Annotated in this window: 18 protein-coding genes and 1 pseudogene; 4 read left to right on the forward strand and 15 right to left on the reverse strand. The window is 40.7% G+C overall.

Annotation, left to right across the window (positions count from 1 at the left end; genetic code table 11):
* Positions 1-9 precede the first annotated feature (9 nt).
* The 3 genes from NWP17_RS04935 (at position 10) to NWP17_RS04945 (ending at position 10,304) form a co-directional block, all read left to right on the forward strand.
* Positions 10-4,584 (forward strand): TylF/MycF/NovP-related O-methyltransferase, encoded by a 4,575-nt coding sequence (locus NWP17_RS04935; RefSeq protein ID WP_280653799.1) that lies wholly within the window; start codon positions 10-12, stop codon positions 4,582-4,584.
* Entirely contained in the window at positions 4,584-6,962 is a 2,379-nt protein-coding gene (locus NWP17_RS04940) for a glycosyltransferase family 4 protein (protein ID WP_280653800.1), read from the forward strand. Before NWP17_RS04935 ends, NWP17_RS04940 begins: the two co-directional genes overlap by 1 nt.
* Before the next feature lie 147 nt (positions 6,963-7,109).
* A complete protein-coding gene (locus NWP17_RS04945) occupies positions 7,110-10,304 on the forward strand; it encodes an O-linked N-acetylglucosamine transferase family protein (protein ID WP_280653801.1) in 3,195 nt (1,064 codons plus the stop codon).
* A gap of 43 nt (positions 10,305-10,347) precedes the next feature.
* Here NWP17_RS04945 and NWP17_RS04950 read toward each other — a convergent pair whose 3' ends face one another.
* From NWP17_RS04950 to NWP17_RS04960, 3 genes are read right to left on the reverse strand one after another with little or no spacing between them, the layout of a single operon-like run.
* Positions 10,348-11,466 carry a substrate-binding domain-containing protein gene (locus NWP17_RS04950; protein WP_280653802.1) on the reverse strand — a complete coding sequence of 373 codons (1,119 nt, stop codon included), beginning with the start codon at positions 11,464-11,466 and terminating at the stop codon, positions 10,348-10,350.
* Positions 11,467-11,482: 16 nt separating this feature from the next.
* On the reverse strand, positions 11,483-12,205 hold the full coding sequence (locus NWP17_RS04955) for a hypothetical protein (RefSeq protein ID WP_280653803.1): 723 nt from the start codon (positions 12,203-12,205) through the stop codon (positions 11,483-11,485).
* 22 nt (positions 12,206-12,227) lie between these two features.
* Entirely contained in the window at positions 12,228-13,934 is a 1,707-nt protein-coding gene (locus NWP17_RS04960) for a VWA domain-containing protein (protein ID WP_280653804.1), read from the reverse strand.
* Between the two features lie 263 nt (positions 13,935-14,197).
* On the opposite strand from NWP17_RS04960, the gene NWP17_RS04965 reads away from it, so the two are divergent.
* Positions 14,198-15,799, forward strand: coding sequence for a B12-binding domain-containing radical SAM protein (locus NWP17_RS04965; RefSeq protein WP_280653805.1), 1,602 nt, complete (start codon positions 14,198-14,200; stop codon positions 15,797-15,799).
* A gap of 93 nt (positions 15,800-15,892) precedes the next feature.
* On the opposite strand, the gene NWP17_RS04970 is transcribed toward NWP17_RS04965, so the two are convergent.
* The 12 genes and pseudogenes from NWP17_RS04970 to NWP17_RS05025 form a co-directional block, all read right to left on the reverse strand.
* The gene (locus tag NWP17_RS04970; RefSeq protein WP_280653806.1) at positions 15,893-17,941 is read right to left on the reverse strand and encodes a ribonuclease catalytic domain-containing protein; all 2,049 of its coding nucleotides are present in this window, start codon (positions 17,939-17,941) and stop codon (positions 15,893-15,895) included.
* 100 nt (positions 17,942-18,041) lie between these two features.
* The gene (gene rpsR, locus NWP17_RS04975) at positions 18,042-18,257 is read right to left on the reverse strand and encodes a 30S ribosomal protein S18 (RefSeq protein WP_280653807.1); all 216 of its coding nucleotides are present in this window, start codon (positions 18,255-18,257) and stop codon (positions 18,042-18,044) included.
* Positions 18,258-18,259: 2 nt separating this feature from the next.
* Positions 18,260-18,454, reverse strand: a complete 195-nt coding sequence (gene rpmG / locus NWP17_RS04980; RefSeq protein ID WP_280653808.1) for a 50S ribosomal protein L33 — start codon at positions 18,452-18,454, stop codon at positions 18,260-18,262.
* A 46-nt stretch (positions 18,455-18,500) separates the two neighbouring features.
* Positions 18,501-18,746: pseudogene (locus tag NWP17_RS04985) on the reverse strand (RDD family protein); the annotation flags it as partial.
* A 23-nt stretch (positions 18,747-18,769) separates the two neighbouring features.
* Positions 18,770-19,243 (reverse strand): cysteine hydrolase family protein, encoded by a 474-nt coding sequence (locus NWP17_RS04990; protein ID WP_280653809.1) that lies wholly within the window; start codon positions 19,241-19,243, stop codon positions 18,770-18,772.
* Positions 19,244-19,356: 113 nt separating this feature from the next.
* The gene (locus tag NWP17_RS04995; RefSeq protein ID WP_280653810.1) at positions 19,357-19,995 is read right to left on the reverse strand and encodes a GNAT family protein; all 639 of its coding nucleotides are present in this window, start codon (positions 19,993-19,995) and stop codon (positions 19,357-19,359) included.
* Between the two features lie 138 nt (positions 19,996-20,133).
* Positions 20,134-20,697, reverse strand: coding sequence for a hypothetical protein (locus NWP17_RS05000; RefSeq protein ID WP_280653811.1), 564 nt, complete (start codon positions 20,695-20,697; stop codon positions 20,134-20,136).
* 87 nt (positions 20,698-20,784) lie between these two features.
* A complete protein-coding gene (locus NWP17_RS05005) occupies positions 20,785-21,183 on the reverse strand; it encodes a hypothetical protein (protein ID WP_280653812.1) in 399 nt (132 codons plus the stop codon).
* Positions 21,184-21,240: 57 nt separating this feature from the next.
* Positions 21,241-22,056, reverse strand: coding sequence for a hypothetical protein (locus NWP17_RS05010; RefSeq protein ID WP_280653813.1), 816 nt, complete (start codon positions 22,054-22,056; stop codon positions 21,241-21,243).
* An 89-nt stretch (positions 22,057-22,145) separates the two neighbouring features.
* Positions 22,146-22,577, reverse strand: coding sequence for a hypothetical protein (locus NWP17_RS05015; protein WP_280653814.1), 432 nt, complete (start codon positions 22,575-22,577; stop codon positions 22,146-22,148).
* Positions 22,578-22,787: 210 nt separating this feature from the next.
* A complete protein-coding gene (locus tag NWP17_RS05020; protein ID WP_280653815.1) occupies positions 22,788-24,329 on the reverse strand; it encodes a phenylacetate--CoA ligase family protein in 1,542 nt (513 codons plus the stop codon).
* Between the two features lie 4 nt (positions 24,330-24,333).
* A complete protein-coding gene (locus NWP17_RS05025; RefSeq protein ID WP_280653816.1) occupies positions 24,334-25,923 on the reverse strand; it encodes a pyridoxal phosphate-dependent decarboxylase family protein in 1,590 nt (529 codons plus the stop codon).
* Between the last annotated feature and the right edge of the window lie 173 nt (positions 25,924-26,096).

The raw sequence follows: 26,096 nt of genomic DNA on the forward strand, positions 1-26,096 counted from the left end.
GAGGTAAAAATGCTCACAACCGAAAAGATACCAGAATGTCAATCTAAATTTAACCTCAGCTATCATGTTGGCTTTAGCTACATTTGTCAAGAATTAGTTGGATTTGAAAATAAAGATGTGCTGGAAGTAGGGGGAAGTTTACCCCCTGATTTTGTTTTTAATTATCTGGGTGTGAAATCGTGGACAGGAATTGAAACCCCAGATTATGAGAAATCCCTCCAGGAAACTGGGGGTTTAACTCATAAAGGAACAGTTATTATTGATGATAATAATCTCAAAAATAATCTCTCTCACTACAAATTTGTTAACAAACAACAAAGCAACTATAGGTTTTATTTAGAAAATATTGAAGATTTACCAGAAGAATATTATCACCAATATGATTTAATTTTTTCCATAGCTGCTTTTGAGCATATTCACAAATTACCATTAGCTTTGGATAAAATGTTTTTGGCTCTTAAACCGGGAGGCAAATTATTTTCCATTTTCTCGCCTATCTGGTCTGCTTATGATGGTCATCATTTACCAGAAATCATAGATGCTAAGGGTAATAAATATAATTTTGGTAATTCTCCTATTCCACCATGGGGACATCTATTGATGAGTCGTGGAGAAATGACTAGATATTTGTATGAAAAAATTGATAAAGCAACGGCAGACCAAATAGTATATTACGTTTATCAATCCAACCATATCAATAGGTTTTTTACAGAAGATTATATTGATGCAGTTCGACAAACTCAGTTTAAAGTTAATAAGTTAGATTTGGTTTTCCCATCGTCAATTAATCCAGTACAGGAAGAAAAGCTAAAACTAATGCATCCCGGTAAAAAATATTTTACCAACAATGGTATTCTTTTAGTCTTAGAAAAAGATATGGATAGTCAGAAATCACCACATAAGGTTTATATGAATAACAATACCGATATACAAAACAAACTACAGGAAGCCCAAAAACATTTTATCAACCAGGAATTTTCACAAGCGGCCGACTTATACAAAGAAACATTAATATCTCATCCTCAGTTCGCAAAACAAGGATTATCTATTCCTTTAAGCCACTGTTTGATTTTATCAGCAAATTGGACGGAAGTCTCAGCCAACTTAATTCCAGGGCTTAATTATTTACAGGTTTCGGGATGGTTAAATTCTATCGCCCAAGGTAAGCCTGTTAATGCAGAAAATCAACCCATTCCGTGGTACACTTATCCAGCCATAGAGTTTATTGAAGATAAAGTTAAAAGTCATTTTTCAGTATTTGAATTTGGTGCAGGACAGTCAACTTTATGGTGGGGCGCAAGGGTAAAACAAGTAATTTCCATTGAAAGTGATGAAAGCTGGTTTAATCAAATTCATCAGGAAATGCCCCAGAATGTCCAATTAAATTTAGAATCAGATCAACAAAAATATGCAGATTTTATCTGGCAATATCCAGATGAATACTTTGATGTAATTATTGTTGATGGCATTAACCGTAATCAGTGCTTAGAAAATAGTTTAACCAAAGTCAAAAGCAACGGCTTGATAATTTTTGATAATACAGATGATTGCCGTTATGATTTATCCCTGGGCTTACTGTCTTCACAAGGTTATCAAAGAATTGATTTTTGGGGTTTGATTCCCGGCTATGTTTATAAAAACTGTACCTCTGTATTTTTTAAATCAACGGAAATACTAGCAAGTAACTCTCTACCCAGTGATAAAATTTCTTCTTTGGGTAAGTCTTGTAGGCAAATCACTAGCCCAAAATCGCCAGAAATGAACACCAGCCCATCTAATGATAATTGGCAATTAACCACACCAGTGGCTTTAATCATATTTAACCGCCCAGAAACCACGGCGACGGTATTTGCAGCCATTCGCCAAGCAAAACCGCCTAAGTTATTAGTTATCGCCGATGGACCGAGACTTAATCACCCAGGGGAAGCAGAACAATGTACCGCAGCCAGAGACATAATTAATCAAGTTGATTGGCAGTGTGAGGTATTAACTAATTACTCTGATGTAAATTTAGGTTGTCGTCAAAGAGTTAGTAGTGGTTTAGATTGGGTGTTTGACCAGGTAGAAACAGCAATTATATTAGAAGATGACTGTTTGCCTCATCATAGTTTTTTCCGATACTGTCAGGAATTGTTAATAAAATATCATGATGAACAACGCATTATGATGATTTCTGGTGATAACTTCCAATTTGGACGTAATCCAACAGAATATAGTTATTACTTCTCTCGTTATGGTCATTGTTGGGGTTGGGCAACTTGGCGCAGAGCTTGGAAAAAGTATGATGATTCCATGGAGCTATGGCCAGAGTTAAAAAATCATGGTTGGTTGCATGATGTACTGTCCCACCGGGAAGCTGCTGATTTTTGGGCAGGAGTGTTTCAAGGTGTTTATGATGGTTTTAGTAGCTGGGCTTATATCTGGCAATACACCCTTTGGCTAAATCATGGCTTAACCATCTTACCCCGGATTAACTTGGTTTCTAATCTTGGGTTCGATTCTGGCACTCATACAACAATGAAGGATAGCCCCTTGGCTAATATGGCAGTGGAACCTATGAATTTTCCCCTGCAACATCCTCCGGTGATTGTTCGCCATCGCCAAGCAGATGATTTCACCGAATCCAGAATTTTTAGTGGTACCTCTCCTCAATTGGCGTTAAATTCACCATCTCACAATTCCCCAGCAGCAATTATTCACCATATTAATCATCATGAAAATGCCGCAGCTTTACAGTTAATTAATTCAGCGCCTAAAATGCCTACGGCTATGAATTACGGACAAGCCGTTGCACTGGCTAAAACTGGAGAAGTTACCGCAGCCCTGGTCTGTTTAAACAGATTACTGAACCACAGTCCCGCCCACACCAAAGCCATCACCCTGAAAAAACAGTTAAGTAAAAACCTGGCTGACCATCACCCAGACCACCCTATTATCGCCCAAGTTAATCATCTGTTAGAAACAAATCAAGTGGCGGCAGCTTTCAAACTCCTCAATGAAGCTAAAGCCTTAAAACAACCAATCATGGGGTTGGATTATTTACGAGCCAAATGTTTTTTCCAAGGGGGAAGCATCCCGGCTACTATTCAAGCGTTGTACGAAGAATTACGCTACTTCCCCGCCCATCATCAAGCGGAGGACTTTCTCCATCAACTTTTAAATCAATATCCTCTAGTTGGAGAAATTCAAGACCCGGAATTTCAACAAATATATAGATTGATTCAACCATACACCATGTTGAGTGAGGCGCGGTTGTATTCCCTGTTCACCCTGATCAAAAAAGTTTGCCTAGAGAATATCCCCGGTAACTTTGTGGAGTGTGGAGTGGCCGCTGGTGGTTCCACTGCTTTAGTGGCAGCTGTAATCAAACGCTATACAAAACAGCCCCGTTGGGTTTATGCTTTTGACTGCTTTGATGGGATGCCAGCACCCACAGAACAAGATAAATGTCGTGGTTTGTCTCCTGATTCTATAGGATGGGGGACGGGTACTTGCGCGGCGACAAAAGCAAGCGTTAAGGAAATCTGCAATCAATTGGGTGTGGGTAATCTGGTTCAGTTAGTTAAGGGTTATTTTCAAGATACCTTACCTAAAATGAGAGATGCAGTGGGGATGATCGCCCTGTTGCATATGGATGGAGAGTGGTATGAATCCACCAAAACTGTTATTAGTCATTTATACCAGCGCATTTCTCAACATGGATTTGTTCAAGTAGATGATTATGGTTTCTGGGATGGTTGTCGTCAAGCAATACATGAATTTGAAGCAGAGAATGATCTGAGGTTTGACCTGCATCCCATAGATGGTACAGGGGTTTGGTTTAGTTGTGATGATAAATTCGCCATTAACTCAGCGTTGGACAGTTCATTGATTGCTCAATTTAATCAAGATGATCCGGTTCAACATGGTATTCAAAGTCAGATGTCCCAAAATGAACGGTTTCAACTATATTATGCCCTGGGTCACTTGTTACCTGTTGCTGCTTCTCCCCTGCGGTTTGTGGAAATAGGCTCGTTTGCTGGTAGTTCCTTATTTCTTAACTATCAAGCCCTAGCCCGTAATCACAGTAACATACAGGGCTGGGCAATTGACCCGGGATTACATCCACAACTAAAAACTGTACTGGATAAATTACCCCCGCAAATTATTCATCTCAAAATGTTTTCCCATGATGCCTTAGCTCAATTGCAAGAAATTTTTGCAGCTGATGGTAACTATCCAGTTTATATTTTTGTGGATGGCGATCATTCTTATCAAGGTGTTAAACAGGATATTCTCAACTACTATCCCTTACTTGCTCCTGGTGGGTTAATGATTTTTCATGATTATTTACCACCCCTAGATCAGGAAAATAGCTCATCAATTTTGTTTCATCACGGAGGAAAAGAGCCAGGAATTAGACAAGCTTGTCAAGAATTAATGGAAGATACTTATAACTGCCAAGTCATCAACGTACCTTTGTTATATCCTGATGATCCTACACAAACTCAAGCCCATTTACCCATTATCCCCGGTGTGTTTTCTTCTTTAAGAATTTATCGTAAGGAGAAGCAGAAACACCAAACACAACCAAACCAAAATTAATGACCATGAAAATCTTACATATTATTGACTTTTTATGTCTTGGTGGTGCGGCTCGCTCTATGATGGCGATCGCTAAATATTCTCGGCAGTTAGATGATCAACTACAACATCAAGTTATTTCTCTCAAACCCGCAGAAACCCAAGCAGTGCAATTAGCACAATCAGGGGGAATGGAATTCATTGATCCAGTTGATGAAATTGCCCGTTACCAATTAATGACAGAAGCGGATATAGTGCAGATTCACTATTGGAATCATCCCCAGATGTTTTCATTTCTGCATTCACAACTACCAGCCACACGGTTAATGATCTGGTTTCATGTTTCAGGGGATAGCGCCCCCCAAGTAATTACCAGGGATTTAATTAATTATGCTGACTTTGCCATTCCCTGTAATCCCCATTCCTACGAACTACCTGTAGTGCAACAATTAGCGCCAGAAATCAGACAAAAAAAAGTGGGTATGGTTTACGATGCGGCAGACTTTGCCAGGTTGAATAATATCCAATCTCTTCAATCCCGCCCCCACCATACTTTTAACGTGGGTTATATGGGATTGTTATCTTTTAGCAAAATGCACTCTAGTTATATTGCTATGAGTGCTAAAGCAGATATTCCGGACGTTAAATTTATTTTATGTGGCGGTGGTGATGTTCAACTGCTGCAACAACAAGCTTTAGAATTAGATTCTTTGGCTAAATTTGATTTTCGTGGTTTTGTGGAGGATATCGCCTCAGCCATTGCTGAATTCGATATTTATGGTTATCCAGTGTGTGAAGATACCTACGCAGCCGCAGAACTAAATTTACAAGAAGTCATGTATGCCGGAGTTCCGCCGGTGGTGTTTCCCTATGGGGGAATTAAAAAATTAGTTATTGATAATTATACTGGTTTAGTTGTTCAGAGTGAGTTAGAGTATACCCAAGCTTTAGAGTATCTTTATCACCATCCCCAGGAAAGATTAAGACTAGGGAAAAATGCCCAACAATACGCCCAACAAATATTTGGGGCAGCAAACGCCGCTAAACAGCTAAATCCCCTTTATTATCGCTTGATGTCACAGCCTAAGCGCTGTAGAAAGTGGAGTATCCCTGTAGATGGCAATTTGTTAGATGAACCCCTATCATTATTAGATGTGGTTGATATTCCCCCCCAGTTTACCGGTGCAAAAAAATTCATTGAATCTTTAGGAGATACAGCGCCTCAATTTATTACCAGTTTAACTGCTGAAAATATTCAGCAATTGTTTGCTGCCGATGATCAAATAGCCCATTCTTCTACTTTGTTAGGTTTAGGAGAAGGGGGAGTAGTTCAATATGCTATGTTTTATCCCCAAGATGGTTATTTACAATTGTGGTCTGGGTTAGTTGGCGACAATCAAGGAAAAACTGAATACGCCCTGAGCAGTTTTGTTAAAGCCATTAACTTGGGCTGTAATCATTGGCGAGTGTTTTGGTACTTAGCCCAAGTAGCAGAACGTCTTGGTAAAACTTCTGTACTGCAATCAGCTTTACATCAGCTGAGTCAAGTTGTCCCCTATTTCACCCCAGCCCAACAGATGAGAGCAAGGTTAGAAAAACTCTCAACTTCTCAGTTGGTATCTAGTTTAAAACTGAGGGAAATTAACTTAATCATCTTCCCAGACACCAGCCAAGCAGAACAGGTAATTTATCAAGACTTAATCAATGTGATTACCGCTTTAGAGGAGCATCCCCACTGTAAAAACATCACCTTACTCATCAACGCCAGTAGGTTTCCCAGCCATCTCACCCAGTCCTTTACAGATAACCTATGTCAAGAAGAAGAAGAAAGTTTACAAATTTCCCTAGTAGGTGAATCATCCCCCATGCAGTGGCAGGCTTTATTACCCCAACTAACTGCCAGACTTATTTTAACCCAGGAAGATCAACAAACCATAGCACAACTGCCAGTAAATCAGCTACCATCTCTGGAGTTGGAAAACCTGGAGCAGCAATTAGCCATTATACTAACAGACCATCTGCAAAAATCTCTCCGGCTCAGACCAACCAACTATATCATCTTCCCCGACCCCAGCCAGGGAGAAGCCTCTATTTATCAAGACTTAGTAAATGTCATTACCAGCTTAGAAGAACACCCGGACTGTGAAAACATCACCTTACTTATCAACGCCAGCAAGTTTCCCAGCCATCTCACCCAGTCCTTTACAGATAACCTATGTCAAGAAGAAGAAGGTTTACAAATTTCTTTAGTAGGTCAGTTATCCCCCATGCAGTGGCAAGCTTTGTTACCTCGGTTAACTGCTAGGATGATTTTAACTCATGAAGACCAAGAAACCATAGCACAAGTACTTATAGAAGACGTGCCAACAGTTACAGAAATCCCAATACCAAGCAACTAAAATCACACAGTATTAATCATGGTAAAATCTTACCAAAATCTTATTTACCATGGGGATAGAAACCAGCGACAAGCCTAAACAAGCCTAAACAAGTCTAAACAAGTCTAAACAAGGGTAAATATCTATCAAGGAAATGGTGTACTATCTATGATTATTTTTTGCAGTGGAATCAGCGACGATTTAAGAAAACTATCTGACAACCTTTGCCAATCCCTACTTACTCAAACCGGTCATCAAAACCCGCAAACCATAGCTTGTAACACTGCACCGGAAATTGACGCTTATTTTCAACTCATCACCCCCTCCTCAGTACCAACAGTCATCCGATATCGCATCCTCTCAGAACTAGCTCTAGAGAAAATTCACCAAGGTGAAGCCAAAAGCATTTATCTACACCAAGACCCGCGGGAAATTATAGCTGCTGTCCTAGCTGCTCCTGAAAAAAAGGTCACATTTGACTTAATTGTATTGAACCTCTGGCAACAATATCAAGAAAAATGGTTTCCTCACCACCATGAAAATCATCAACTTACCTTATTTATCCCCAGAGAAAAACTGCTATCACAACCACAGTTAACAATTAGTCAATTAGCAACGTATTTAGAACTACAACCCACCGATACAGTTATTCAACTATTAATCAACCAGTATGCCATCACGCCGGAAATAACAACATCCTGGCGAGAAATTCTCACCCCTGAACAGTGCTTAATCATTGCAACATTACTTAAACCATTACTGCTGCATTTTAATTATGTAGAAGAGTCTAACTTATCTCAGGAATTAGAGCAACATTTAACATCCATTCAATTAGATAACCTCCTGGGGGAAATTGAACCAATCTTTAAGCCAAGTACCTCTTTTAAAGAGCAACTAAGAGAGCAGTTTTATGAATCTGTAGAACAACATCTCATCACCACCTTAACAGCGATGGGTAGGTCAGAAATCGCAGCCGAAATCTGCCATTCACTCGGCAATATCCTCAACTCCCAACATGAATTGAAATTAGCAGAAAAATGGTACTTACACGCTTTAAGCATCCAACCTCTTTTAGGCAAATCTCACTATAATTTAGGACTGATTTCTGAACAACAGGAAGACTGGGAAAAAGCCGCCAACCACTACAAACAAGCCATTAACATTAATACCAATTACACCAAAGCCCACTACCGTTTAGGCGTAATTTTCCGGCGACAACAACAATTCACCCCAGCTATAGAGAAATTTTCCCAAGTGTTAACACTAGATGCAAACCATCAGGGGGCAAAATTTAACCTAGCATTAATTTGGGAACAGGGAGAAAGTGTAGTAGAAATTGAAAATATTTTGAATCTGGAGAAAACTGAATTAGAATCATTGCCAAAACTCAGCAAACAAATTAACAATGCTGGGACAGACTTAGTTGATGAAGGTAAGTTAAGAGAAGCTCAAAAATACTTTCAATTTGTCATAGAAATACACCCGGATCATCACCTAGGTTACTATAATTTAGGTTGTATCTTCCAAAATGAAAATTATTATCTAGAAGCAATATACTACTACAAGCAAGCCTTAAAACTCAATCCAGAATACATCAGCGCTCTGCAAAACTTAAGTTATGTCTACTATCAAAATGGACAGCCTGACTTAGCTCAAGAATGTATCCAAAAAGCCCTGGAATTAGATGGTAACAATGGCAGAAACTACTACATTTTAGGGTATTTTGCCAATAACCAGGGCAAAATATTAGAATCTATCAATTTGCTTAATGAGGCATTAAAAATCGACCCGAATAATCCTCAGTTACATTCTGCCTTTTTGTTTAATATCAGTTCCCTCACCAGTTTTACCCCCCAACAAATATTAGACTCAAGTCAACTGTGGTATCAGCAGCAAATAGTCAAACAATGGCTACCCACCCTCACCAACCACCCCAACCATAAAACCCCCCAACGCCGTTTACGCATTGGCTATATTTCTCCTGATTTCCGTAGACATTCAGTGAGTGGATTTATTAAACCTATTATTCAACACCACGATCGCAGCCGTGTAGAAGTTTTCTGTTATGGGGAAGTGGGTAAACCTGATGTGGTGACAGAAGAAATTAAAGATATATGCGATGTTTGGCACTGTACACTGGGTCTTTCTGATTTAGAAGTAGCTGAATTAATTAAAGCAGACCGCATAGATATTTTAGTAGATTTGGCAGGACATACCGTCAATAACCGTATAGTTGTGTTAGGTATGAAACCAGCCCCCATTCAAGCCACTTACTTAGGCTATTTTGCCACTACAGGACTACCCACCATCGACTATTGGATAACTGATCAAATCCTCCATCCCCATAATACAGAGGAAAAAACCAGCGAAACTATTTGGCGTTTACCTCGTTGCTATGTGGGTTATGAACCTTTAAAAAATGCTCCTGATATCACTCATCAACTACCCTACCAAAAAACAGGAATCTTCACCTTTTCATCTTTTAATACTTTACGCAAACTCACACCAGAAACCTTTGCTCTGTGGACTGAAATTCTCAAAGCCGTTCCCCATTCTCGCCTAGTGATCAAATGTTCTAGTTCTAACGTTTTCAGCCCCCTAATTAATGAAAAAATAAAAATTCCCTTTGCAGAACAAGGTATTGACCTGAAACGCATCTACTTATACGGTGGTTATGCAGCCGATGAAGACCACCTCAATCTTTATAATCAAGTTGATCTGCATTTAGATAGTATCCCCTACACAGGATGTACTACAACTTGTGAGGCTTTGTGGATGGGAGTACCCACACTTACCCTAGCAGGGAAGCGGAAAATGGAGCGCATGAGTGCTACTATTCTTCATAGCGTCGGTTTGGATGAATTTATCACCCACAGCGTGGAAGAGTATGTGCAAAGGGCGGTGGAATTGGTTAAAAGTCCAGATATTCTCCAAGATTTACGTTCAACCATGCGCCAAAGAGTGCAGCAGTCTCCTTTGTTGGATGTACAGGAGATGACTAGAACTTTAGAAGCAAGTTATGAACAAATGTGGCAAATTTATCTACAACAGCCATCAGCCGCTACCGAAGAACACCCCCCACGTCCCGCTGTTTTCCCAGGAGATTTAGATTATACTGCGGCAATTAACTATTACCAGGAGTACCTCAAAGAACATCCTGATGATGCCCAAGCCTACTATCATTTGGGTTTAGCTTATCAAGAAATTGATGATGTGGAAAAGGCTATCTCCGCTTATTTGCAATCTCTATCTATTGATCGCTCCTCTCCAGCAACTTATCAAGCTTTAGCTAAATTGTTACAAGAACAAGAATTAGATGAGCAAGGGGAAAAATACCATCGCTATGCTCAGTTTTTAATGTAAATCATCGTCTTGTAGTGCGAGTATCCTGCTCGCTGCTAAATTACTAATTTGCTCTTTCCCATAGGCGTTGAATTTCTCTAGTGATTTGACCAGGGGATGGTGGTAGGGTGTTAATATTTGGTGTTATTTCTGCACCTGGTATATTCTGATTCCAGGGACTATTAGGCACTGTTTTGATATCTACAGCATTATTCACCGGACGGAAACCATACTCAACCAGCACGGCTTGTTGTTCTGGTTGAATGAGAAAATCGAGAAATTTTCTGGCCGCATTGGCAGTAGCATTATTAATATTACGACGAACAATTACAGCAGTAGCAGTAGTTTCAATGGAGGGATCTAAATAATAGATTTTGTATGATTTGGATTGGTTTGTTTTGGATTGTTGCCAACGATAAAGAGCAATACTTTCATAAACTGTAGCCACATCAGCATCATTAGGACCCTTAGCAATAAATTCTTGTAGCAGAGTGTCTGTAGACCGGGGTGGCTGGTAAACTGATTTTTTGATCAAACTAAATAGCGATCGCACAGACGGATCATTTAAACTGGCACTATTAATATTTGTAATATTTGTACCAATTTTCGCTTGAATCCAAAGATTTAAAGTTAATTGACCACTATTAGAACGAGTTGGATCTGTAGTTACAAAATCAAAACTACCCCAATTCTTAGCACCGCCTATTTTTTCCCAACTACCGGCTGTCATTGCTTGTTCTATTCTCTCCCATTGAAAGCCTCCATTAGCAAATAACACTTGACCACGTTCAGGCCAAGCAATAGCCACTAACATTGTTTTAGCTACTGGTTTAGGAGAGTCATAAAACGGTTCAGTATTATTGATTGCTTTGAAGCGATCGCCTAATTCTGTTAAAATTTCTCCATTAGCAGGAATTAACACCGCTGGCTGAAAATCATTTTTGTTATCAATGTAATTGTTAACGATTTCTTGAGAACCTTGAAACTTTAATTCTAATTTAATATTCCGGTTAGCTTGTGCAAATTTTGCTTGTAATTTTTGCAAAGGTTCCTTTAATTCCGTACCGCTAACAACTACTAAAGTTTGTTCCGATCCAGGTATGGGGGTATAGGTTAATCCTAATGCAGATAACATAATTGCCACAGAAGTGATTATTTTTCCAGATTTAGCTGTTTTATTCATAAAATCCCCTCACCAATTATTTCTGTACTAAGAAGTAAACACTTTCTTGTAAACTCACCATTTCTTCACTGAGTAATTGCAATTGATTAATTTGTTCTGCATCAGTTAAATCAGAACTATACAATTTAGTTTGCAATCGCTGTAATACTCCAGCATAATCTTGAACCTGAGTAGAAAGACTAACAATTTGAGCTAGGCGAATATCTTGGCCTTCTTCAGCTAGTTTAATATTACGTTGCAAACTAGCTGCTAGTTGCTGTAAATGTTGCTGCGCCACACCGGAACTAGATGACAGCTTATCTTGTACTTGAGTTAATTGTTGTTGTAGCTCACTTACTGAAAGTTGGGTATTACTGGCTTGTAAACCCTGGGCGAGATGGTCAATTTTTTCTGGAACTTGCACAGCGCGATCGCAACTTATTTCTATTGCTGCCAACAATTCTACATGAAAAGCATCAGTTAACAATCGTTGTGCTGCCAATTTTAACTTATTTGCTTGATTCACCAAAGCTAAAGCCGAAGCTTTCACAGTTTGTAATTCCTGTTCTAACTCTGGGTTATTTAAGTTAAATGATTCTGGTTCTCTATAGTGCAAATAACTAGCAGCAACCGCAGCCACACCAGCCGCCATAGGTAGGATAATCATACTAGGTAAATTCACCAAACGGACACCGACAATCAAGCAAACTCCCCCAGCTAACACAGCCATAGGATAATATAAAGGATTGGTCAGTTTCATATTTTTTACAGCGTGTTTTGACTTAAAACTCTACTTGTAAATTCGCCATCAATTTAGCAATATTATCTGGGTCACTCTGAGAATAATAACCCCCATTTAACTCAGCAATTTTTTGCAGAGCATAGGGATTAAACTCACCTTCATTACCGTAACCTACCGTAAAAAACGATATTCTTTGGTCAGTATTAAAACCAGTTTTCTGTAATTCCTTTTCTAGCTGAAAAAGAGAAACTTTAGAGCCGGCATCTTCTCCATCGGTTAATACTACCACTGCATTAATAGCATTGGGGCGGAGATTTTGTTGTAACCATTTTTGGGCAGTAATGATAGCATCATATAAAGCTGTAGCACCATCAGCCCTGAGTCCACTAACAAACTGTAAACCGCGATCGCGTCCTGTTGATGTACTATCCACTAAAACTGGTGGTCGAATTTCTGAGTCAAAATCAATTAAAGCTATTTTTTCCTTTGGTCCCAAACTATTGATATAATTTGATATAGTCTTTTGCACATTTGCCAACTTTGTGCCTGTCATTGAACCAGAAGAATCCACCACCACCACCACCTGTGAGGGTTTTTTAGCGTATTCTTGCCAAGATTTGAGCATGGCGGCTACAACTTCTGGTTTTGGAGGCCGTAAAGAATCGTATTGTGCTTGTGGATCAACTCCAAATTGACGGCTAAATTTTGACCCTAGAGGAATACCCGGTATACCCGGACGTAAACCCAAGTTAGTGGCGATATTCTGAGTTTCAGGCGATCGCAAGTAAGCGATAAACTTTTCTGCTGCTGCTTTTTCATCACCACTCACCCAGGGAGCATTAGGAACAATTGCCCGCATATTAGAGCTAAAAGTCCTCTGGGGATAAATTGCTTCATAACCCTGTTCTCCCAGTTGTAAATTAGCATTAGCCGCAATCACACTAGACTCATATACTGAAGCAACGGAAGCCCAAAAAGCCCCATTTTTCGCCATTGCTTTGGCTAATGAGTCCGTAGAAATACCATAACGGGTAATTTTGTTTTGGATTTGCTGAACTTGTCCTTGAAACCTTTGCACATCATTAACCGTTAAATCCTCTGGGCGCTTACCCGACACACTGACAAATTGAGCTACCAGAGTTTGCAATCCAGAATTAGAGCGAGTTGGCGCAGTGTGGACATAGTTAACCGTCAAAAGGGGCGCATCCGGGTCAATGTCACGATGATTTGTCACCTTAACTAAGGTTTTGTGCAAATCAGGGACTTTTCGCAACCCCTGGGCAATATCCTGCTGTGCCATAAACACCATTGGTGTACTAGCTATAAGTGGTGACTCTATAATTTCCGGGATGTATTTTTGTCCGGGAAACAGTTGACTGATTTGGTAAATTAACTGACTTTGATAAATTTCACCATCCACAGACACCACAGTGGGAAAATCTGGTGCATCAGCCGGTAAAGTTCCTTGCTTGAATTGACTTGCTTGAGAAACTAACCGAGTGACTACATCACCGCTACCCAAGGCCTCGCACAGCACCTGAAAACCCTGTCCATTTTCCAGTTTAGGTTTTGTAGCATTAAACTTAGTTGCAGCTTGATTACAAAAATCTTCCAAAGCACTGCCCACTAATAGTTTAACCTTTAAACCCCCATTATCTCCTGAATTGCCGCCTCCACAACCAGTCAATAACAAAACACTCAAAGCCGCCGTAATACTGAACTTCAACGGACTAGATTGAAAAATCATACAGTCCCCACTAATATAATTTATACAAAATTATATATAACATTATTTACCGCCATAACCAACGCCTCGAAATTTAAAGACATGGCAATGAAACCAGATCGCGACATAGCGAATTTATTCCGGGAACATAAAACACCGCCTGTTCGTCGGCATGATATAATTACTAAGTTAAAAAACATCACCATTAGTAAAAAAAATTAATAAAAAGTCAATAATTAGTTCATAGTTGGGATAACAATCAATCAAAGTGTGAGGATGATTATATGCGAATCTTACTGGTATACCCAATCTTTCCCAAAACCTTTTGGTCATACGAGAAAATTCTTGACTTAGTTGATCGCAAAGTTTTGTTACCGCCTTTAGGGTTAGTGACAGTAGCAGCAATCCTACCCCAACAATGGGAGTTTAAGCTAGTCGATCGCAACATTCGCCCGGTCACAGAAGCAGAATGGGACTGGGCAGATATAGTCATATTATCGGCGATGATTGTCCAAAAACAAGACCTACTGGCACAAATTCAAGCAGCAAAACAACGTGGTAAATTAGTAGCAGTGGGGGGACCATATCCCACCTCTGTACCCCAGGAAGTGCAAAAAGCCGGTGCAGATTTTCTGATCCTGGACGAAGGGGAAATCACCTTACCCATGTTTATTCAAGCAGTTGAAAGGGGAGAAACCTCCGGAACTTTCCGCGCCACAGAAAAACCAGATGTAACAAATACGCCCATTCCCCGTTTTGACTTATTAGAACTTGATGCTTACGACATGATGTCGGTGCAGTTTTCCCGTGGGTGTCCCTTCCAATGCGAATTTTGTGACATTATAGTTCTCTATGGACGCAAGCCCCGCACTAAAACCCCGTCCCAACTATTAGCAGAGTTGGACTACCTTTATGAATTAGGCTGGCGGCGTGGGGTGTTTATGGTGGATGACAACTTTATCGGTAACAAGCGCAATGTCAAATTGTTACTCCAAGAGTTAAAAGTGTGGATGGCAGAACATCAATACCCCTTCCGCTTTGATACGGAAGCTTCTGTAGATTTAGCACAAGACCAGGAACTAATGGAATTAATGGTAGAGTCTGGTTTTGCTGCGGTGTTCCTAGGCATTGAAACCCCCGATGAGGATAGTCTGCAATTAACCAAAAAATTCCAAAATACTCGCAGTTCCCTAACTGATGCTGTGCAAGCCATCATCAAAGCCGGACTGCGCCCCATGGCTGGGTTTATTATCGGCTTTGACAACGAAAAGCCAGGGGCGGGCGATCGCATTGTCAGATTTGCCGAACAAGCAGCTATTCCTTCTACTACCTTTGCCATGTTACAAGCACTACCAAATACAGCCTTGTGGCATCGTCTGCAAAAAGAAGGACGACTGCGGGAAAACCAAGACGGTAACATTAACCAAACCACCTTAATGAACTTTCTCCCCACCCGTCCTCTGGAAGATATTGCCAGAGAATATATTGAAGCCTTCTGTACTTTATATGACCCAGTGAAGTATTTAGACCGGACTTATCGCTGTTTTTTAATCATGGGTAAACCAACATGGAAAGCACCGGCTAAAATGCCAGAATGGACAATTGTCAAAGCCCTACTGATCGTCATTTGGCGGCAAGGTGTCAAACGGGAAACACGCTGGAAATTCTGGCATCACTTATTTAGCATCCTCAAACGTAACCCAGACGTTGTAGAACATTATCTTGCCGCCTGCGCTCACAATGAACACTTTATAGAATATCGCCAAATTGTCCGCGATCAAATAGAAAGTCAACTAGCAGAATATTTAGCCCAAGGTGTAGAAAAACCTTATCTACCCCTAGAGGTGAAAACAGCTGAAAATAAAACCGAAGCACTGGCTAGTTAGTTAATTATGGCGAATTTTGCCCAAGTGAGGTACATCCCTAGCAAGTTGCGGTAAACCGTCAATAATCGCCGATCTCAAAGGTCGGTGATTATATCAGTGGCTTTCTTGATACATGATTTCCTGAAACTGAATCAAATCTCTTTGGGGGTCAGCGTGGCTAACCTTGACTACTAATTGTTCTCCTAAGGCCACCGAACGTTTAAAAAACATTGGCAACTGTAAACCCAAATCTTCTAATAAAATTAGTGCCAAGTTGCTGTCTTCCCGTAGCCACATCAAAACCGTCACATCCCAAACCTGGTCTGGATGACGACGCAAATATTCTAAAGCCCAATATCTATTAGTTTGCCGTTCTACCATGGTCACTTCTTGAGTGGTGGTAGCAACTGTCATCATCACTTCTCGCAATTGTTCTGCTGAAAAAGGCAATACCTCACCCCGTAAGTGAGCTTTTAATTGAAAGTGAGTCAGTAAGTCACTATAGCGGCGAATGGGTGAAGTGGCTTGAGTGTAGGTATTTAAACCCAAACCCGCATGACGTAGCGGCGTAATGCTCATTTCGCTCTTAGGCATACAACGACGCATGGCGCAAGCCCGGACAAATCCTGCTGGTAGTAACATCAATTCCTCCGGTGGAGGTAATTCTGGTTGTGGTTGACCACGAAAAGGCAGAGGTATCTTGTGAGTTTGACCGTAACTAGCAGCTACTTCACCAGCTAAAATCATCATTTCTGCCACCAACTGCCGGGATAAGGAATCATCTAAAATATCAATGTTGATCTCATCGTTTTTGACCTTGATCATCGCCTCCGGCATATTGATACTAATGGCTCCCTGATTGTACCGCCAAGACCTGCGCTTCTGAGACCAGTTAGCGATCGCCTCAATTTCTGGTTCTGCTTCCACACCTAATTCCAGCATTTCATCCACATCTTCATAGGTGAGGCGATAAGTCGGCTTAATCAAACTGGGATGAATAGTATAATCGCCCACCGACCCGGATTCATCTAACACCACCCCAAAGCTCAAAGCACAAGACATTCTTCCCTGTACCAAACTCATGGGACCTGTTGCCAATAACTCCGGGAACATAGGAATCATCCCCGTGGGCAAATAAACTGTACTGCCCCGTTTTCTTGCTTCCAGGTCTAACTCATCTTCTGGTACTAACCACCGGGTGGGGTCGGCAATATGCACCCACAACCGTTCTCGCCCATCTGGTAGTAACTCCCAACTTAAACCATCATCTATTTCTGTAGTGCTTTCATCATCTATTGTGTAGACTTTTAAATGAGACAAATCCAGGCGATTTGTATCTACGTCTGTGGGGGGGAAATCTAACCGCTCTTGCACCACTTCTAATACCTTGTTAGGAAACTGAATCGTAATGGAGGAACGACGCAGAAACAAGTTTTCATGGGCATCCCACCAACCCAACTCTACCAATAACTGAAAAGCCCCTGGGGGAGTTGCCGGACGACCCAGCATATTCATTGTTTCTAACACCGGGGACGGGGGAGGATAGGCACGAGCTAAACCGTCGTAATTTACTCCCATTCGCACCACATCTGCCAGCAGCGCTGCGTATTTTTCCACCGCTTCTAATCGCTGGCGGTCCTGGCGTTGCCATTCCACTGCTTCACCTTGGAGGGCTTGTTCTACCCGGGCTAAAAATTCCTCTTGTCCCTTAGCTTTAAGTGCTTTTACTTCTATCTGGTGTTTGAGTTCTGCTACCTGGGAGGCAGTTCTTGGTTCATAGGCTTCTCCCTTTTGCTTGAAATAAAGTTTGTCTTCTGATAACAAGCAGTGAGCAGCATAACAAGCTGCGGGATCTGATGCAGAAAACAGCAAACTTGCCATTTCAGCTGGTGTGACTGTTTCTCCGTCCTCCACCAGTAATTCCCAAGCCACCTCCAAACTAGAGGGATCTATATATGGTTCAACCTGCCCCTGAAAATCGGCAATATCCGAGAGCTTGTAGGTTTGCCCATTAACTGTATAACTTATTTGTCTAGGGGCGAGGCTGTGAGATTGACCACGTTCATCTACCACAAACCAACGGGTTTTACCGTCCGGACGTTCTACTACTCCCAGACGGCGATCGCCTTGAACCCTAAATTCAACCAGCGTACCCTTCTCCACAACTCTCGCTTTTATTTATTGAACATTTTACTAAACATTTCACAGTTTTGAGTTAGGAGTTTTGATTCTTTGCTCATCACTCATAACTCATGACTTCTGCTTACGCTTCTGCATTGACAAATGGCAATAAAGCCAAAATCCGCGCCCGTTTTATTGCTAATGTCAATTCTCGCTGCTGCTGACAGGTCAGCCCTGTAATCCGACGTGGTAATATTTTTCCCCGTTCGGTAATGAATTTCCGCAACAGGTCTACATCTTTGTAATCAATTGGTTCTCCTGGCTTTATGGGAGACAGGCGACGACGAAAATAGCTCATGTTTACTTAATTTCCTTGTGAACAGTATGTTTATTGCAGTGGGGGCAGAACTTTTTTAGTTCTAAGCGGTTTGTTGTATTCCGACGGTTTTTAGTGCTGGTATATCTAGAAACACCAGGCGATCGCTTTTCAGCGTTAGTACGACACTCAGTACATTCGAGCGTAATCGTTATGCGGACACCTTTATTCTTAGCCATAATTTTGCAAACAATCCAGCCTGCGGGGAATTAACACAAATTATTATTATCTCACACTTCGGCGCAATTTTTCAACTAATCGCTTAATTTTTAGATCCAGCGAGTAGCCCCGACGCGACGAAACTATGAAAGTGCCTGCATAGCGATCATGCAAAGCTTGCCGCCTCTCATGGTTAGACCAAGCAGCACCACACCCAATTGTAGCTTCTCGCTGCCAAAGCGATCGCAAAGTGGGAATTTTGCCTGTGATTTGCCCGTTAACCACTCCCAAAACTTTCAAGTCATAAACCCATACCTGTGTAAGTATAGCAGCATTTACGCTGTCAACGCCACAGCCTCCTGAGTGGGTATCACTTTAGCATATCCGAAAGCCAAGGCCGCCATAAAAGAACAGTGAACCTCTAAAGCTGATGTAAAATGACCGTAAAATTCAAGATTACTAGCCGCACAGGCATCATGAGCAACAATACAGTCAAACCCCAAATCATAAGCTGCACGAGTTGTTGCATCTATACACATATTGCTCATGGCTCCACAAATTACCAATTTTTCCACCCCAGCACTATGTAAACCTTCCAAAAGATTAGTCTGTCGAAAACTATTGGCGAACTCTTTTATAATAATCTTTTCGTCTGCTTGGGGTTTAACAGATTCGTGTATCTCAGCACCACGAGTACCAACCACGAAAAACGGTGCTTGAGGATTTTTGGCTATATGTTGAACATGGAAAACCGGCCAATTTTGGCTACGAAAAGCACTCAGCAACCTAGCAGCATTTAGCGCCGCCATATCCATACCCACAAGTTCCCATTTCCCCCTGGGAAATAATCACGCTGAATATCAACTAAGACTAAGGCGGTTTTCATCCGATTATCTCCTTAAAACTTTACTGCAACTCCTTTTTACCGTAGCCTATATGACATCAGTTTACAACTTGGTGATTCTTGAATAGATGAAAATATCTTCTTACCTTGGAATATATATGAATCATAGGGTAATGTTACTTCTTCCTGAAAGCCTACCTTGCGAAATACATTTTGAGATGTAATTCCAGTTGCTTCAGAAATCGCCACAGAAAAATAATTTAGCCTGGCTAACCTTAAATTCTCTTTGAGAAGATTGGTAGCAATTTTTTGATTTTTGTATTCCTCTTTAACCCCTAGTAACAAAATATGCAATGTTTGCCATGCTTCCCAATATTGGTATTTAGCAAAATAACTATATTCTAACCTCTCTAGAAACTTGTGAATTGGTTCAAACTTATGACTAATTTCCTGAATATAAAGAGGTATTGCCATCAAATGTTTTGAGATGACAAAACCAACAATCTGTGCATTAGCAGCGGTGGCAACAATAGAAAGCCTATCCTCAATTGCCTTGAATAAATAAGGTTCCAGGAATCGTCTAAATTCTTGATAATTTATCTTCAAACTTTTAGTGATTGGCTCATTATTAACAAATAATTGAGAGCATAAATCAACAGTTTGCTCAAAATCACCTGATTCCATAACTCTAAATTTTACCTTTTCTTGCTCATCCATAACTCACTTGAAAAAAAATTATCAAGGCTATAAGAAACCCGTACACAAAGCCTTGATATGTAAAAACTCTGGTGTGAGCAACCATGCCCACACCATATTTATAATTACATAAACCTTAGCTCATGTAATTACAAGTAATTAATATTGTCCCTCTGTCACGCCAATTACTTTGAAAGAGGGCTTTTCTTCAGTGTGTAAATACACTTTCTCTTTTTTGCCTTCCTGCTCAAGTTCCAGAACCAACCTGTAATTATAAACACCTGGTTTTAAAGTGCTTAACACGGCTCCTGCCCAATAATAATAAACAGGGCAATAACGATGGCGCATCATATCAGGACCGCCATAAATCTTTAACTCACTGCAAATCTTAGTTTCTGAAAATTCCTCGTTGTCACCCTCTTGTTGGCTGTCCAGAAAAACAATGTTATTGATTTTCGGCATAGGTGGCCATGTTCCATCTGGTCTCTTTTCCATATCCATAGGATAGATAATCCAGTTGATAACCTGCCCAGGCTTACAAACAGTTTGCAAATGACCTGTTCCCTGACCAGTACCACCCACACTATTGTCCATCATGTAATAGGTGTCTTTCAGTGAGTTATTTTTCACAGCTTTGTGAATATCTATCACAGTAACTATGTTCAGCTGTACTGAATTTAGCTGTCCTGGATTTTGCTTCTTGAGAGTTGAGTTATTTGACATGATTTTCTTCTTGCTGAATTGAACAAGTTGTGAATTTCCGCAGACTATGAAGTCAAAAAATGCCGTGGCAAAATATCAAGCCTAGTTTTAATTGTTACCAATCAGATAAAGAGGAGTAGCTGTTGGTATTGGCTCGGCTCTAGTTCCACAGAGAAATTCAATGTTGTAGGGAACTTCTTGAACATCTTCCTTAACGATACCAATCCAGTAGGCAACATCAGTACCTTCATAAACCTTCTTTTCTGGCTCGCAATATTTGCGGTCGATGATAATATCAGCGATCGCTGCATAGGCTTCACATTCTAAGAATGTTACTGTCCACACCAATCGATCCCCTTTGTTCACCATGGTTTTTAAACTCTCAGTACCATGACCTGTGGAACCATTGGCTTTTTCAGAGTCCTGAAAATAGACCTGTCCACTCAGAGAATCAGTAGCCAAAGCTCCCACAACATCTATTACACTGGCGATTGTTATTGTTTTCATTGCCATAACCTGTCTTACATTGTTTAAGATTGTGTTCAAAAATCAAGCCGCTGATTATTACATAGGAATTGGTAAGTATCCCATACCCGCCTTGGTAAACCCATTGACCTTGGGATCATTGGATATCTTGATATACGCCTCATGGGTAAAGTCTACTGGTACCCATGCCCATGCTCCATCCTCACGGGAGAGCTTGTACAGCTGGATATGCATTGTGTAAGCATAGGTTCCTGGTCTAGAAGTATCAACAGATGCAGCCCAGTACCAACCGTCTGTCACCATATCCGGAGATCCATAAGCAGCTGGGTAGATAATGTTTTTATCAACTGCTTCACCAGTGATATTGGTGATAATGGGATTGAGAGAATTGATTTCAGGGATCTCTCCATCAACCTCAGTCACCAAATTCCCTGTGACATCCATGATTTTTTGTCCAACAGAGCCAAGTTCTTGTTGGGAACCACCATATTTACTTTTAACCTGGGTTTTTACCCCGGCGCTACCGGATATACCCTTGAGTAAATCAATCACTTGACTTATTTTTGTAGAGGCATTCACCTGTTCTATCAGGGCTTGAACCTCGTCTATTACCTTCAAATCACTATTTTTTGACTTTTCGGATAAGAAGCTCTTAGGTAGGGTGGGGGGTAGAGAACCAACCCCATAGGGTAACCAGTTCAATACCTGTTCATTAGCCTGGGAGCCATCACAGAAACTAGTACCATTGATCGCAGAAATCAATTTACCAGTTCCTAAACCTTCTGACCCCTGTAACTTCATATTGTCGAAGAGGTAAGTATTACCTTCCAAGGTGTTAGCTGCTAAGGCAGCAGCAACATCAACGAGTAAGATTATTCCCAGCTGTTGGCTCATAACGTTTCTTTCTCCTGAGTTTAAGTTTGTTTTCACTACACAATCGGTGATCAAATACCGTTTGTGCTGGCTTTTTCATGGGCTGGCAGTTAAATTCGCTTCAAGGCAGGGGTATCTACATACATAAAACAGTTCTTGCCTTCATACATCTGTAGCTCAAATCTATACTTGTACTCCACCCCAGGCACAAGGTAATATGGCACAATACCAGACCAAACATTGACGTGCAGCTTATCGCTTTGCAGTGTTGTCGGGTCTTCTGGAATTGGTTGAACACTAGTACCATCTTGGTTAAGAAAAACAATATTTCTGATGGCTACTGGTGTTTGCAAATCAAGAGCTAAAATTGTCCAGTGTATAACTTGTCCTGGAGTACACAAGGTAACTAAGTCTGGTGTTCCTTGATTTAAGCTACCCCAAGGACTATTGTCCATCATGCAAAGATTACCATTTAACAGGGTGCCGCTAGAAAGCGATTCAATCACATCAACAACAGTGAATATGCTGATTTTTGATTCCATCTCCATAATATTCCTCGCCGTTATTTTATGTGTAACAAAACAGCAGTTGACACTCCCCTGACATTCAGAAGATTCTTGTTTAATCAGCTGATCTGAAAACATCCAGAATTTGCTCTTGACAAGCCTACTAGAATATTTAATCTAGGGTTCGGGCGTGACATTCCCTACCTTGTTTTGTACACCCGAAAGGGACTCAAGAGTTAACTAAGTTTAAAAAATGTCTCTGATGAAAGGAACTTTACCCAAGGGAGTTCTATAGATTTCTTCAGACCACTTTTTAACTAGTTTGATATCAAACCTGTAGCCACTCTTTTCTATGTAATATACATTAGCTTCCCCTCGGTTGAATATAGATAAAGAATAGATTAAGGATTCCAGGAATAAACGTTTAATTCCTTCACTTCCTAGCATATTATCCATTCTGATAAACAAACTCTTCACATCATCTACCGCAGCAATTAATTCCAACCGTTTGATGGCGCGATGGTTGACAAACTGTATTTCGTGCGCCAGTGCTTGCAAGTCAAAAACACCAGCAGCCTTTAATTCATGGCAAAGAGAAGCATAGACCTGGGGAGCAGAATATTGTGTGTCATCAATATGAATAACATCCCCACTGCGGCCTAAAAACTCAAATTGTTGGGTTTTTAATCCTGGCCCGTCTAAATTGGGGCGACGAATGACTCTATCTCCCGATTTAAATCTGAGAAAAGGTGCTTCATGTCCATGAAGTCTAGTTACCACTAACTCCCCTTCTTCTCCTTCAGCAACCCACTTTCCGTCACTGTCTACAATCTCAATCATGTGTAGCCCTGGAACTGCTGCCAAATAGGGAATTTCTGACTTCAACTGCAAGCCAATAGCTTCGTTTTGTACTGTGGCAAAGTAACTTAAAATCTCTAGATTAGGATAAAGCTCTTTTAGTTCAAGTTGTTTACGATGTGGTAATATCCCACTACCATACATGGCTACGCGGAAACTTTTTCTCGCTTCCTCATGTAGGCCAATACCAAGGTCGCTGAGAATTGCTATTCCTGCGGAAATCGCCATAATTGCCTTGGGTCCTGGATAGGACATAATATGGTGAAAGACTTCCCTCATCACAGGACCCGCACCAAGATAGTTAATGCCTGGTATGTGCTGTAAAACACCACCAACCATTGTGCCGCTACTCCACATCTGAAAGTCTGCCAAGGTAGTAGCAACCCATTTCGGCTCATCCCCTGTTAAGTAATTACTTAACATATATTCGCCAATAAATTCCCCGGCGATTTTGTAGGTGTCGTGTAATTCTTTTAATGAATAAACCATTTCTACTGGTAAACCAGTACTGGTTCCACCACTAGCAACAATTTCAAAACCACCATAGCTTAAAGGAACTACTAAACCTGGTCTAGATCCCATAAACAACTCACCCATAACAGTCTTATCAGAGATGGGTAATTGTTGCCATTCCTCAAAATTCCGGGGAGCTTTGTTCAGACCCGCCTTCTCAATCATATCTTTCCACATAGGATTGAGCATTAAAGTATTGGTCATTTGTTGCAACCGCCGCAACACCAAAGCATTTTGAATGGAATGATCAAGTTCACTATATTTAGTTTCAAAAACTCTTTCACATTGTTGAATTTTACTCAAAAAGGAAGGTAGTTTAACCACGTCATCAATTGACTGTGGCTCCAACTCATCAGACCCTATCAACTGATTTACTAACTCTTGATTAGATATGGATACTTTATTTTCAGCCAACATATTTTTACTTACTTCTTTTGTATTCAGAACTGATGGTTTGTTTTTGTTGTTTTTGATTGATTAACTCTTGTCCAGTTTTTCTAATTTCAGATAGCAACATACCTATGTGAGTACTATTGATCTGATGGTTCATAAAAACTAGACGCAGAGATGGTATACCATTAATGTCAATTTTGGAAATGAAGAATTTACCGCACTCTTTGATGCGGTTCCTAATTTCCACCTGAAAATTGGGAAACTCTGATTCCACTAAGTTGGAGGGTAAATAACGAAAACAAAGGATATTCACCTCTGGTTGGTGAAGCACCTGGAAGTCAGGTTCTCCCTTGAGGATCTGATAAGCTTCTTTGGTCAACTCACACAAATACTCGATCTTGTCAGCAAATACAGCCTTGCCATAAATAGCCCACAATACCCACAGGTTCATGATCAGAGGTCTTTTAGTACACTCAAAATTTTGTTCTCCACTATCAAATTGAGTGTAGATATCAGGAGTCTTTTCAAAAACATAACTGGCGTTCTGATGGAATGCTCCATAACTTTTTTCTCTATTTCTATAGAAAAGAAGAGTACACACCCCTGGTAGAAACATCATCTTGTGAGCGTCCCACACAAAGGAATCTACTTTTTCAATTCCCTTTAACTTGTGGCGCAATTGATCGGAAACTAGTAGACTTGCACCATGGGCCCCATCTACATGAAGCCAGATATTTTTCTCTTTTGCTATCTTTGCCAGTTCCTCCAACTGGTCAAAAGCTCCTACTGCAGTAGTACCCGCAGAAGCCACCAGACAGAAAACTTTGAGGCCTCGTTGTTCTGCTGCTTCTAGGGTAGGACGCACCTTCTCTATACAAATTTGCCGTTGACTATTAACCGGTAAGCGGACGATCTGATTTTCTCCAACCCCTATGATCCCTACTGCACGCTGGAGACTGTAATGTGCATCCTCGCTCAAGGCAATTGCTGGGCGACATTGTCCCGCCAACGCAGATACACCCCCAGACCAAATCTCGGGAAACTTGTCATTTCTGGCCGCCAAGAGGGCTGTTAAGTTGCCTAATGTCGCCCCTGAAGTTGTCACCATGGCAAAATTATCCGGATCCCAACCAATGAATTTGTTTAATTCATCAGCCATGATCCGTTCCACCACATTGGGTAACTGTCCAGCTTCATAAAAGGAGGATGGTTGATTGACAATTGAGCTAATCAAGTCAACGATACCAGCCAAGGGAATCACACCAGAAAACTGGCGACCCATATAACCGGGGGAGTACACTTGTATGCCCGTTTTAATATATAAGTCAATAATTGCCCCTAGCCTTTCTGCATCAAAGGGAGCGATGCTTTCCTGTTCCTCAGTCATTAGATCCTTTGCAGATTCCAATAGAACATAAGGATTGGTCAGTTCCAGCCCCCGGATTGACGAATCAGCTAAATATTTTTCTAACTTGCCAATCACTAATTCAGCGGTTTTCCTAAACAATTCAGGATCAAAAACATCCTGCTGAGGACTTGATGGGATATCATTGTTGATAGTATAACCACGCTCTTGTATACAGGTACTCCAAAAATCAGTATCACCACGTAATTGCATGATTATAAACACTCAAGACGAACAATGAACGTTAAACCTAGTTTTTTGTTGCCAAATTGGCAGAAAAACTGTCTTCATTTGTACTGTTGATTAACCCTTGTTGTCAAGAGTAAATTTAAAAAAAACATAAAGATTGCTGTTGTGATGTTCCTAATTAGCAATTAAACTTAGTT

Origin of the sequence: Chrysosporum bergii ANA360D, assembly GCF_029891735.1 — a bacterium.
GTDB classification, from domain to species: domain Bacteria; phylum Cyanobacteriota; class Cyanobacteriia; order Cyanobacteriales; family Nostocaceae; genus Umezakia; species Umezakia bergii.

Coding starts and splice junctions, on each gene's coding strand:
- NWP17_RS04990 (WP_280653809.1), bottom strand. CDS start 19,243: ATGGCGGCGCTAAATGCTGCTAGGTTGCTGAGTGCTTTTCGTAGCCAA.
- NWP17_RS05000 (WP_280653811.1), bottom strand. CDS start 20,697: ATGTCAAATAACTCAACTCTCAAGAAGCAAAATCCAGGACAGCTAAAT.
- NWP17_RS05005 (WP_280653812.1), bottom strand. CDS start 21,183: ATGAAAACAATAACAATCGCCAGTGTAATAGATGTTGTGGGAGCTTTG.
- NWP17_RS04955 (WP_280653803.1), bottom strand. CDS start 12,205: ATGAAACTGACCAATCCTTTATATTATCCTATGGCTGTGTTAGCTGGG.
- NWP17_RS04945 (WP_280653801.1), top strand. CDS start 7,110: ATGATTATTTTTTGCAGTGGAATCAGCGACGATTTAAGAAAACTATCT.
- NWP17_RS04940 (WP_280653800.1), top strand. CDS start 4,584: ATGACCATGAAAATCTTACATATTATTGACTTTTTATGTCTTGGTGGT.
- NWP17_RS04995 (WP_280653810.1), bottom strand. CDS start 19,995: ATGGATGAGCAAGAAAAGGTAAAATTTAGAGTTATGGAATCAGGTGAT.
- NWP17_RS05015 (WP_280653814.1), bottom strand. CDS start 22,577: ATGGAATCAAAAATCAGCATATTCACTGTTGTTGATGTGATTGAATCG.
- NWP17_RS05020 (WP_280653815.1), bottom strand. CDS start 24,329: ATGTTGGCTGAAAATAAAGTATCCATATCTAATCAAGAGTTAGTAAAT.
- NWP17_RS04935 (WP_280653799.1), top strand. CDS start 10: ATGCTCACAACCGAAAAGATACCAGAATGTCAATCTAAATTTAACCTC.
- NWP17_RS04965 (WP_280653805.1), top strand. CDS start 14,198: ATGCGAATCTTACTGGTATACCCAATCTTTCCCAAAACCTTTTGGTCA.
- rpmG (WP_280653808.1), bottom strand. CDS start 18,454: ATGGCTAAGAATAAAGGTGTCCGCATAACGATTACGCTCGAATGTACT.
- NWP17_RS05010 (WP_280653813.1), bottom strand. CDS start 22,056: ATGAGCCAACAGCTGGGAATAATCTTACTCGTTGATGTTGCTGCTGCC.
- NWP17_RS05025 (WP_280653816.1), bottom strand. CDS start 25,923: ATGCAATTACGTGGTGATACTGATTTTTGGAGTACCTGTATACAAGAG.
- NWP17_RS04960 (WP_280653804.1), bottom strand. CDS start 13,934: ATGATTTTTCAATCTAGTCCGTTGAAGTTCAGTATTACGGCGGCTTTG.
- NWP17_RS04950 (WP_280653802.1), bottom strand. CDS start 11,466: ATGAATAAAACAGCTAAATCTGGAAAAATAATCACTTCTGTGGCAATT.
- rpsR (WP_280653807.1), bottom strand. CDS start 18,257: ATGAGCTATTTTCGTCGTCGCCTGTCTCCCATAAAGCCAGGAGAACCA.